The sequence below is a fragment of the Bacillus sp. T33-2 genome, assembly GCF_002860205.1.
Taxonomy (GTDB): domain Bacteria; phylum Bacillota; class Bacilli; order Bacillales; family Cytobacillaceae; genus T33-2.
In genome coordinates, this window is the sequence record NZ_PGVB01000036.1 from 1 (window position 1) to 11,324 (window position 11,324).

General features: G+C 41.2%; 10 protein-coding genes, 1 tRNA gene and 1 rRNA gene. 9 read left to right on the plus strand and 3 right to left on the minus strand.

Annotated features, from left to right (window positions below):
* Window positions 1-611 precede the first annotated feature (611 nt).
* The 5 genes from CVD19_RS21055 to CVD19_RS25205 all read left to right on the plus strand — a co-directional run bounded on the left by CVD19_RS21055 (window position 612) and on the right by CVD19_RS25205 (window position 6,909).
* Window positions 612-1,181 (plus strand): hypothetical protein, encoded by a 570-nt coding sequence (locus tag CVD19_RS21055; protein ID WP_101585154.1) that lies wholly within the window; start codon window positions 612-614, stop codon window positions 1,179-1,181.
* Between the two features lie 111 nt (window positions 1,182-1,292).
* On the plus strand, window positions 1,293-4,355 hold the full coding sequence (locus CVD19_RS21060) for an efflux RND transporter permease subunit (protein WP_101585155.1): 3,063 nt from the start codon (window positions 1,293-1,295) through the stop codon (window positions 4,353-4,355).
* Between the two features lie 256 nt (window positions 4,356-4,611).
* Window positions 4,612-5,070 carry an SAM-dependent methyltransferase gene (locus CVD19_RS21065; RefSeq protein ID WP_101585156.1) on the plus strand — a complete coding sequence of 153 codons (459 nt, stop codon included), beginning with the start codon at window positions 4,612-4,614 and terminating at the stop codon, window positions 5,068-5,070.
* Window positions 5,071-5,093: 23 nt separating this feature from the next.
* Window positions 5,094-5,594, plus strand: a complete 501-nt coding sequence (locus tag CVD19_RS21070; protein WP_101585157.1) for a GNAT family N-acetyltransferase — start codon at window positions 5,094-5,096, stop codon at window positions 5,592-5,594.
* Between the two features lie 574 nt (window positions 5,595-6,168).
* Complete coding sequence (locus tag CVD19_RS25205; RefSeq protein ID WP_219620111.1) at window positions 6,169-6,909, plus strand: MFS transporter; 741 nt, start codon at window positions 6,169-6,171, stop codon at window positions 6,907-6,909.
* 100 nt (window positions 6,910-7,009) lie between these two features.
* Here the strand turns inward: CVD19_RS25205 and CVD19_RS21080 are convergent, their stop codons facing one another.
* Window positions 7,010-7,606, minus strand: a complete 597-nt coding sequence (locus tag CVD19_RS21080; RefSeq protein ID WP_101585158.1) for a TetR/AcrR family transcriptional regulator — start codon at window positions 7,604-7,606, stop codon at window positions 7,010-7,012.
* Window positions 7,607-7,690: 84 nt separating this feature from the next.
* On the opposite strand from CVD19_RS21080, the gene CVD19_RS21085 reads away from it, so the two are divergent.
* Window positions 7,691-8,242, plus strand: a complete 552-nt coding sequence (locus CVD19_RS21085) for a 2TM domain-containing protein (RefSeq protein WP_101585159.1) — start codon at window positions 7,691-7,693, stop codon at window positions 8,240-8,242.
* Window positions 8,243-8,288: 46 nt separating this feature from the next.
* The gene (locus CVD19_RS21090; protein ID WP_101585160.1) at window positions 8,289-8,828 is read left to right on the plus strand and encodes an HXXEE domain-containing protein; all 540 of its coding nucleotides are present in this window, start codon (window positions 8,289-8,291) and stop codon (window positions 8,826-8,828) included.
* A 57-nt stretch (window positions 8,829-8,885) separates the two neighbouring features.
* Here the strand turns inward: CVD19_RS21090 and CVD19_RS21095 are convergent.
* Together CVD19_RS21095 and CVD19_RS21100 are read right to left on the minus strand one after the other, a co-directional pair.
* Window positions 8,886-8,958: transfer RNA gene (locus CVD19_RS21095), tRNA-Ala, on the minus strand.
* Window positions 8,959-9,059: 101 nt separating this feature from the next.
* Window positions 9,060-9,755 (minus strand): MgtC/SapB family protein, encoded by a 696-nt coding sequence (locus CVD19_RS21100; RefSeq protein WP_101585161.1) that lies wholly within the window; start codon window positions 9,753-9,755, stop codon window positions 9,060-9,062.
* 170 nt (window positions 9,756-9,925) lie between these two features.
* On the opposite strand from CVD19_RS21100, the gene CVD19_RS21105 reads away from it, so the two are divergent.
* Together CVD19_RS21105 and CVD19_RS21110 are read left to right on the plus strand one after the other, a co-directional pair.
* The gene (locus CVD19_RS21105) at window positions 9,926-10,834 is read left to right on the plus strand and encodes a DMT family transporter (protein ID WP_101585162.1); all 909 of its coding nucleotides are present in this window, start codon (window positions 9,926-9,928) and stop codon (window positions 10,832-10,834) included.
* A 429-nt stretch (window positions 10,835-11,263) separates the two neighbouring features.
* Window positions 11,264-11,324: ribosomal RNA gene (locus CVD19_RS21110) — 16S ribosomal RNA — on the plus strand; the annotation flags it as partial.

The following is an 11,324-nucleotide window of genomic DNA, read 5'->3' on the forward strand; positions in this document are numbered from 1 at the left end:
CATCCCCTAATCTTTTTAATTTCATTGCAGTAAATTTAAAGGCTTATATTTTCAGCAGTCTCCTTTTGGGCCGCTCTTTTTATTTTGCCGGTGCGGTGCCTGCACCGGTATACCCATCTAAAAATTTTCGTTCGCCCGCGTCAGGACTTTATAGGTAAAAACTATTTTATGACTATGTCAGCAAAGATCTTAGCCATTGTTCACTTATGGATGTGACTTTTATAACTGATAATTGGGTTTAGAGGATGCTGACAAACCTCGTACAGCCGGCGTCCGGCGAAATTGAGTTGACGATGTTACGGTCGATAACCATGTGGCTCACGCTTATCGTCAAACTTGGTTATGGAAATAAGCTTCTGAATTTCTCAATAAACTATTGCCTGTTCTGAACGAAGCAGCTTTTCCAACTTACATCGTTCATCAAAGTGTACCATCGATCGGGGGTTACGAATTGCAATTATTTTGACAATATAAGTCTCAGGTCTTAGTGGAAATTACTTCTGGGGAAGGTGCAGCCTGGAAAAAAAGCACGTTAACATAAAACCATGCAGCAAAGCAATCGTACGAGAACCTTATGAAGAGAGTTGATAGCCCATGCAGGAGGACCTTTTATGAAAAAAAAGAAAGTTTATGTTCTGCTTACCGATACCGGCACAATGTTTACAAGAATGATCAAGCTTTGCACAAGAAAACCATTCAACCATGCCTCAATTGGTTTTGATACAGAATTAGCAGAAGTATATAGCTTTGGAAGAAAAACACCCAGAAATCCTTTCATCGGCGGCTTTGTAAAGGAAAATGTCAAATCCGGGTTGTTCATTGGGGCTGGCTGCGCAATATACAGTTGTACTTTAAGCGAATGCCAATATAAAAAAATGTATCAAAAAGTAAAGAAACTAGAGGAGCAAAAACTCCAGTTAAAGTATAATTTTTTAGGCTTAATTGCAGTCTTGCTGAAGTTAAAGTTTCATCGCAAAAACGCATTTTTTTGTTCCCAGTTTGTCGCAACGATTTTACATGAATCCGGTCTTCCACTCGTACATAAACCTCTTTGTCTTGTCACACCCCACGATTTAACAACAATCTCAATATTTGAATTAGTGTACCGGGGGAAATTATCATCTTACTTGCTGATGCTTGAACATCAATCTTGTAATAAAGAATACGCAAAAGTTAATTGATTTTTCATGAACAAATAATCTGGTTTATCCAGTCACATATAGATCATATCTGCCCCAAAATGAGCTTTCTGTGCGAAACGCTCAAATAACATTTAGTTAGGAGAAAATGCCATGATGAAATCGATCATCCGCTTCAGCATGAGAAATGCTGTTGCACTGATATTAATGATTCTTTTAATTGTAGGAGGAGGAATCTATTCACTCAAACAGATTCCAATCGAAAAATATCCGAATGTTGACATTCCTTATATGACGGTTGTAATCCCATATCCGGGAGCATCTCCCGAGCAATCAATGAAGGATGTTGGTGAACCGGTAGAAAAGGAATTCATGAATCTTGAAGGAGTCAAAAAAGTATATACTGACGCATTGGCCAACGTTGCTTATGTAACTATGGAATACGAAATGTCCGTCGATATGGATGCACAAGAAAATGTCGTCCGGTCTGCACTTGATAAAGTGAAGCTTCCAGATGAAACTGAAAATCCCGAAATCATTCTGCAAGGTCCTGATGGTGACAGGACTATCTATACAATGGGTGTTTATGACAAGGATGAAAACGAGGATCTGCAGCGTGTACTAAAGGAAAAAATGATCCCTTCCCTGGAATCGATCGATGGCGTAAGTGAAGTGGAAGTGGGCGGCATGGTAGAGAAACAGGTTTTTGTCCGCTTACTGCCGGAAGAAATCAAGAAACATGGATTGACGCTTGATGATGTCAATAATGCCATTCAGGCCAATAATCTGTCTGTTCCTACTGGTGATGTTTCACTCTCAAATCAGGTTTTTCCGGTCAGGGTCAGCAAGGAATTGCAGTCAGTTGAAGATGTGAAAAATATTAAGTTGTTTTCCAAGTCAGGTCCAGGAGCACAACCAGGACAGCAGCCGGCTTTGCAAACAGTTAACTTAAGTGAGATTGCCAAGGTCACATACGAGTCAAATAACAATGCTGATTTCACGAGAATAAACGGTGAGCCGGGTGTCAGGATCGGAATCGTTCCAGACGGGGGGGCCAATGTTGTCCAAATTGTCGATGAAGTAAAAGAGACGGTGAAAGACTGGGATCTGCCGGAAGGATTTCGGGTCGACACTTTAAGGGATCAATCGGTTGAGGTCAAAGAATCAGTATATGCGATGCTTCGCGAAGCGTTGCTTGGATCATTGATGGCTGTTATCGTTACCTTATTATTCTTAAGGAATATCCGGTCTACACTGATTTCAATCATCTCCATCCCGCTTTCGATTCTGGCATCCTTTACCGTATTGAATTTGCTGGGCTACACATTAAATATCATGACACTAGCAGGTATTGCAGTCGCGGTCGGCCGTGTTGTGGATGATTCAATTGTTGTAATTGAGAACGTATTTAGAAGGGTCAGGTCATCAAAGGAACGTTCAGAGAAGCTGGTTGAACAATCAACAAGAGAAGTGGCTTCTGCGATTACTTCATCAACAATCACAACTGTAGCGGTATTTTTGCCAATGGCGTTTGTGCCCGGCCTTATTGGGCGGTTCTTCGCTCCGCTTGCCTGGACTGTCGTCATCTCACTGATGTTTTCCCTGATTGTTGCTGTCACAATCGTACCGCTTCTTTCGAAGGTATTTTTACTTAACATATCACCAAAGGAACATAGGGAGAGCAAGCTGCAGAAGGCATATCGCAAGAGCTTGACTTGGGCCCTGAACCACCGGCTGATCACGATTGCAACAGCAGTTGTCCTCCTTGCCGGGTCGGTGGGCTTGATTGCACCACAGCTTGGAACGACATTTTTACCGCAGGAAAAGGTAAGCAACTATGATGTCAACATTACTATGGAAAAAGGCACTGTTCCTGAGGAAACAAGTAAAGCTGCTGCCAGGGCTGAAGAAATCCTGATGGCGGACAAAAATGTAAAGCAAGTGAGCACAAGCGTGAACGGTCAATACGAATCGGCATCGATCACATTCGAGCTTAAGAAATCAGTGAAAGATACTGACGGTGTCATAAAAGACCTGCGAGCACAATTCAATGATATAAAAGAAGCAAAAGAAATTTCCGTAACAGGAATCGGCGGTATCGCGGGCGGCGGAGAAGCCCAATATGCGCTAGTTGTGGAAGGGCCTGATTTTGAAGACATTAAGAAGGCCAGTGGACAGATTGCCAATGTCCTAAAAGATACGAAAGGAATGGCCGATGTCCATACCTCCCTTGAGGGTGACGAACCTGAAATCGCGATGGATATGGATGAAAGCAAATTGGCAGAGCATGGATTGATGCCGGCCATGGTAGGAAAAGGAATTCACGATTTAATCAGTGGAGATGTCATCACATCAATCAGCATGGACGGTGACAAGAAAGATGTAAGGCTGCTGCTGAACATGGACGATATTGAATCATTAGAGGACCTTGGGAACCAGGAAATCAACAATGTCATGGGTATGCCCGTGAAGCTGAAAGATATCGGAAATCTTAAACATATAGAAAACCGTACTGTGATAACCCATTTGAATTCCAAAGAATTCGTGGTCGTTGTAGGGCAAATCACTGATAAGAACACAGGTGAGGTCACTGCAAAAACTGATAAGCTTATTAAAGAGCTTGATCTGCCAAAAGGAGTCACTTATTACAAAGAAGGCGCGGCCGCTGCAATGGATGAAGGCTTCACGAATATGGCCATCGCGATTGGGGTCAGTGTTCTTCTGGTGTATATGGTAATGGTGATCGCTTTTGGTGAGGGTAAGGCGCCGTTCGTCATCCTGTTTGCAATCCCGTTCTCCATCATTGGTGCCCTCATCGGATTGTTCATTGTAAATCAGCCAATCGGCATGCCGGCGATGATCGGACTGTTGATGCTGAACGGGATTGTCGTTACAAATGCAATCGTATTGATTGACCGGGTGAAACAAAATGAGAAGAATGGCTATAGCAAACATGAAGCAATAATTGATGCCGGGGTTGTGCGGCTAAGGCCGATTTTAATGACGGCCATTGCCACGGTGGGCGCCTTACTGCCAATGGCTGTTTCAAGCCATGCCGGAATAGTGTCATCGTCGCTTGCGGTCGTCGTAATCGGCGGGCTGACAACTTCCACTCTGCTAACGCTGATCATTGTTCCTGTGCTGTACAGTTTGTTTCACCGGGAACGCAAAATTAAAATTCCAGCTGAAACAGTAAAACAGCAACAAGCGATTTAGTATCAAAAAAAAGGGGCGAAACTTGCCCCTTTTTACCGTTCAAAACATTGAAAAAAATTATATTCCCGGTAAGTCGTTATTTAATGCCGGTAACCTGTATTTTCCTTGTAGCGCTATTTTGTTTTTACAAATTTTCTTTTATTTACTCGAACTATAAGAAAAGCTTATGCTAAATGATATTTATTCAGAATTATACTTATGAGAAAACTTAATGATAAAATTTATTTAAGAATAATCGCTGAAATGGGTGAGGAATATGTACACTATTTATCAAATCGGGACTGTCACCACTGATCGAAAAGATGCCGTAGATGATTACTGGGGAGAGGTTACATCAATTATTGAGATGGATGAAAGGTTCGATGAAAGCTGCCTGGACGGCATTGATTCTTTCTCTCATTTGGAAATCATTTATCTGTTCCATCTCGTTGATGATAATAAGATTCAATATGGTGCCAGGCATCCGAGGAATAACCCCGAATGGCCCAAGGCCGGGATTTTTGCCCAGCGGGGAAAAAACAGGCCTAACAAGCTGGGGGCAACGATTGTACAACTGTTGAAGAGAGAGGGCAGGATCATTCATGTAACAGGGCTGGATGCCATAGATGGCACGCCGGTTATCGATATCAAGCCAGTCATGAAAGAGTTTTTACCTGCAGAAGAGGTCAAGCAGCCAGCCTGGGCTTCGGAATTAATGATGAATTATTGGAAATGACAACCTCGGGGGATATAGCCAGAATGAAAATCAGATTAGCAAAAAGAGACGATTTGCTTGAAGTTGTAAACATACTAAATGAAGTTACATGGCACTTACATAGCAAAGGCATCATGCAGTGGGATTTTCCATGGGATGCTGCCACTGTTGCGAAGGATATAAACGACAATTATTGTTATGTTTTGGTGGATAATGGAAAAATGATTGGTACATTTGCGATAAGGAATATTGATCGCACATATACTTTTGCAATCGAACATCAAAGCAAATATCTTGGCCAAATTGCAATCCTGCCTGAATTCCAGGGAATAAAACTTGGCGAGAAGGTAACAAGCTTTGCCCGTTCACTCGCATCTGACGCAAAAAAGCCACTTTTTTTGGACTGCTGGGCAGGGAACGGGAAATTAAGAAATTTTTACTCCGATAATGGTTTTACATATTTGGGTGATTTTCCTGAAGATGATTATATGGTCAGTGTGTTTCAGTACGACAGCCATGAAAATTGTAACGATGAAATATTTTGACTTCTTTTAATGACGTTTATAATTGAAGTACTAAGAATGGACGGATCTTTTTTAAAAAATAAATGTTGAAGAGTAGGAGGGAAAGAAAGGAAGTTATAAGTGATTGTTCAAAACAAGCCAAAATAACGGAACATGAATTCCAATTACTATCATTTCCTGCTTCTTATGTTAAATTTCTGGCATTTATCTCACGATTAGGGGATGCTCTTTATACCTTTGCCATTCCATGGATTTCTTATCAGCTGACCGGTTCGGCGGTAGTTATGGGATCGCTTTTTGTAACAGGGATCTTTGCCTGTTGTGTTGTTTGGCCTGTTCGTTGGGGTTGCGGCAGATAAATGGGATAAGCGGACAATGATGATTTTTGCTGATACCACATGGTTATTATTGGTCAGTTTTATTCCGTTGTCCGCATTTTATCGGCATTCTAGAATTATGGCATCTGTATTCGATTTGCCTTCAGTGTTATCACTGCTGTTTGATGTGGCTGCTGTTTCGTCTATTCCAGATTTGGTGAAATGCAGGCCTTACGAGAGCAAACTCAGCTTATCAATTTGTAAACCAGCTTGCAGAATTGATCGGACCAGTTGCAGCAGGTGGCATTGTCGGCGTGATTGGCGGTTTTCACACTCTTTGGATTGACGCAGCGTCTTTTTTAGCAACGATTTTTATTGCCTTCACTCTTCCAAAGATGAAGGCTGGTACGTCAACCTGCCAAAAATCTGGCCTTTTTAACGAAAAGTCAGTTGGATTTCGGTGGCTTACGAAAGACCGGTTGAATATCTCCCTCTCTTTGCAGGCAATGATAGGGAGCTTCGGGGCAAGTGCTGTCCTAGCTGTTTTCATGTTTTATCTGTTATCGGAACTCTACCTTGACGCGAAACAAAGCGGAATTAATTTCATGTTGATCGGTGTCAGGGGATTGATAGGTAGCATTATCGTCGTACCGCTTGAAAGGCGTATATGGCGGGGAGTTTTGATACCGGTACTGCTCATGGCTGGAGGGATTGGTTTTATGCTGCCTCTTGTAAGCAATTTTTGGCTTGCTCCGGGAATAGCTTTCGGGTTGGCGATGATATGCAATTCTGCGTGGAATTCCCTGGCCTCAACGGTCAGGCACGAAACGGTGCCCCCCGAGCTGCTTCGCAGGGTGTTGGCTTTTTCGCGGGTATTTACACGTTTGGGAATGCCTTTAGGAGCTTTTCTTGGCACTTTGATCATGGGCGCAAATCCCACAATGGTGTTTCTTTTAGCCGCCGCTGCAAAAGGAGTCGAAGTGATCGTCGCTTTAGCCTCACCAATCAAAAAATTGTAAAACCTCCTTTTCCATGTACTGTTTTTGACATTCTTAGGTGGAACAATAAATCCCGCATTTGGTTGCGGGATTTGATATTGTTAATAGGCAATGGCCACGACTAATTTTCTCTGCATATCGTTTTTAGGTAATGCTGTATTGTGCTTTTTAGCTTTTTATGGGAAAGCTGCCCGGGTTGCACGATTCCATGCAGTGCCAGGCCATCGATCAGTGCATATAAAGTTTCAATTTCTATTTCGCGGTTTAAATCGTTCCTGGCAATTCCATTCTTAATCAGCGTATCAATGATGAATGTGATCCCCGCCTTCATTTCTTCGTAAAATTGTGTCCCCAGCGAGTGAAGAACAGGATCTGAAAGTGCTTTAATATAAAATACAATCCAAACCTCCATTTCCGCACTTCTTTCTTCATCAAGGGGCAGGAATTCAAACAACAGGGTTTCAGCATCAGTAAGGGGATTTCCAGTGAATTTTATGTTTTGGATCCTGTTTTTTACCCTTTTAGACACGAGGTTCATAGAAAAAGCAAACAAATCTGATTGTGTGGAAAAGTAGTGTCTCATTGATCCGGTGGATATGCCGGCCTCTACCGCTATTTTCCTTACTGTCGCGCCTGCAATCCCCTCCCGGCGAATAACTCTCCATGCGGCCTCAGCGACTTTTTCCTTTTGTTTTTCATGATCAACAATTTTTGGCATATTTCTATTATAACATGTATTGTTTTTTTAATACATATGTGTTATTTTGTTTTTAACACAATTGTATTAAAAAGGAGCGGGCAAATGATAGGATGGCTGATTGTAGCATGTGAAGTTGGGTTTTGGATATTAATTTTGATAGGGTTATTTACCCGGTATTTTTTAAAACAAAAGAAACTTGGTGCTTTCTTCTTATGGAGCACACCAGTAGTTGACCTTGTATTGATAGCCGCAACCGTGATTGATCTGAAGAATGGGCAGCACGCATCCTTTTTTCACGGTTTGGCAGCGTACTATATAGGTATGACAGTGGCATTTGGCCATAGTATGATAAGGTGGGCTGACGAACGATTTGCGTACAAATTTTCGAATGGGCCAATACCGCAGCCAAAAATAAAGCATGGAACTGAACATGCCAGTAACGAAAGAAAAGGCTGGTACCGTCATTTATTGGGGTGGACAATAGGAAATGCTCTGCTGATGGCAATTATTATGTTTGTTGGGGATGCCGGTCGGACGGAAGAGCTTCTTAAGGTTATGAAATTATGGCTGTTCGTTCTTGCTATTGATTTTATCATCAGCTTTAGCTATACCATATTCCCAAAACAAAAAAAGGTTGGCAATGAAACATTATAAATTATGCCGATATATAAAAGGACTCGGGGCTGAGGGGAGAAACTGAATGATTTCGGATTGGCTTAATTCTAACATTGGCTTGGAGACATTATTGTGGTTGTTTCCAATAACATTTTTAATCCACGATTTTGAAGAGATTATTTTCGTGGAGGCGTGGTTTCGAAAGAATTATACTAAGGTTCAGCCACGGGTGCCGAATAAAATGAAAAGCACGTTTGTAGATTTATCAAAAACCACCTCTGCGAGATTTTCAATTCCAGTATTTTTGCAGCTTATCATCTATATTATCGCTACATATTTGGCTGTTGAAAAACAAATATACGGACCGTTCATAGGTTTGAATGTCCTGTTTTTCCTCCACGTTTTCATGCATATAGGGCAATCATTATTTTTGCAAACCTATGCACTGGGTGTTGGCACCGCAATATTGATAACTGCCCCATATTCAATCTATTTGTTTTACCGGTTGTTAAATGAAAATATAGCCGAAGTTACTGATCTTGTGATAAACCTTCCATACGGAATCCTCACTGTTTTTGCTTTGTTGTGGGGTCATCATGTAGCACCAAAGATTCTTCGGGATTAAAAATAGGAACAAAAAACGACATTTCAACAGAAATGTCGTTTTTAACGTAAATATAAGTGGAGAATAGGGGGCTCGAACCCCTGACCTCTTGCATGCCATGCAAGCGCTCTCCCAGCTGAGCTAATCCCCCGAATCAAAACCCGAGATAAGGTACAAGAAAGATTATAGCCTGATCTTCGACAAGATGCAAGAGGAAATTTTTATTAAATAGAGGAACAGGCTGATGTGGTGTTAATGGCTTTCGATTTCAACATATTCGATGCCTTCGATTGCAGAAACAGTATAGTAAACATCGGTAATTTTTCTTCGGTAGTCTACCATGATGATCAATTGTACTAGATGGTTACCATCTTTCAAGTCTTTGATCCGGATATTTTTCAGCGAAATTTTTTCTTCTTTCATAATTTTTAATATATCGGCAATTCTGGTTTTGCTTTGAACATGAAATTGGAGGCGCAGTTCTTTTTCACGCAATTGTTTCGGACCCACCAATGTCATCAATATTGGCATGAACTCCACACTGAATATCAACAGGGCAACTCCTGCGAATGCTTCAAGATAAAATCCGGCCCCTACGGCGATCCCGATTCCGGCAGCTCCCCAAATCATCGCAGCAGTTGTCAAACCGGAAATAGTGTCATTTCCTCTGCGTAAAATGACTCCTGCTCCGAGGAATCCTATTCCTGAAACAATCTGTGCTGCTAAACGGAGGGGATCCATTGTGATATTCACATCATGATCGCCAGGGAACATATATGCTGATTCTGCTGATACAATGGTCAGCATGCAGCTGACGATTGAAATGACCAGGCTTGTTTTTAACCCTACAGGCTTTCTTTTTATTTCGCGTTCAAGGCCGATCACCAAGCCCAGCAAAGCGGAAATCCCCAATTTAATTAATATTTCTATATCAAATGTGTGCCCCATAATTATCTCCCTGGTGAAAAATGATGTAGTTTCTATATCCTAAATTTTAATAAATATTCCTCCATATTCAACATAAATGCATGGAAATATTTTTCATACTCATTGTAAAATAGTTTAAATGCTGTATATTTGTGTCTATATGTGTCTATAGGTGAAAAAGGAGCAATAATATGGAATCCCCGAAACTCAATCCTTATTTGGTTCTGGCTCTAGCAGTCATTTCAGTCTCAACCTCTGCTATTTTTGTTAAGCTTTCAACTGCTCCATCAGGTGTAATCGCTTTTTACCGGCTGTTTTTTTCTGTTTTATTGATGGCACCGGTATTTCTTATAAAATATGTTTCTGAGCTTAGTCTTATCACTAAACGGGATTGGCTATATTCCATAATCGCGGGAATATTCTTGGCGTTTCATTTTATCCTGTGGTTTGAATCACTAAACTTCACATCTGTGGCAAGTTCGACCGTGCTTGTCACCTTGCAGCCACTATTCGCTTTCGCAGGTACTTATCTATTTTTTAAAGAAAGATCATCTTTTAAAGCCATTTTATGCGGAGCCTTGGCTATTACAGGAAGTATCGTCATTAGCTGGGGGGATTTTAAAATCAGCGGGACTGCTTTATTTGGGGATATGCTTGCGCTTGTTGCATGTGCGCTGATAACGGCATATCTTTTATTCGGCCAGACAGTCAGAAAAAGGCTGTCTCTGATCACCTACACTTTTGTTGTCTATTTCATCAGCGCAGTTGTATTGTTCATATACGTATTGATGGTCGGCTACCCTTTGCTTCATTATCCATCAAATGATTGGTTTTACTTCCTCATGCTTGCCATAATTCCTAATTTGTTTGGGCATACATTATTTAATTGGTCATTGAAATGGCTCAGTACCTCGACCATTTCCATGGCGATTCTGTTCGAACCTGTGGGAGCAGCCATTTTGGCTTACTATTTCCTGGACGAGAGCCTGATTTGGACCCAGGTAGTGGGGGGCGCAATTGTTATCATTGGGATCACGCTGTTCGTGTTTGACGAAAGAAAAATCAAGAACCACTCCCTGAAGCAAAAATCAGTTGGTTAAATCAGAGATCATTTTGGCAGCAGCAGAGGGAATTCTGATGCTGCTGTACGTTGTTAATGCCGAACAATATAACGTGGTTCTATGAAGCAGCTTAGGCAAACTAATACTTTATTCGATTATATTAAGATAGAGTCTAAATTTGTAGTAAAATTATATTGCAAAAGTAAAATATCCATGTTATATTTATTTTCCCGTCGCAACGGGTCAGGAACCAATATATGAAGCAACATCTTCTCCAAAATAAATAATTAAAATATGATGTTGACACTAAGTTAAAAACCTGTTATATTAAGAAAGTCGCCTCTGAGCGACATAAACAAATTGCTCTTTGAAAACTAAACAAACAAGCGTCAACAAACAATAATCATCATGTTTCTTCTATATGAAGATCATGAGCCAACGTAACTTTAAGAGCTATATCAACTCACTTTATTGGAGAGTTTGATCCTGGCTCAGGACGAACGCTGGCGGCGTGCCTAATACATGCAAG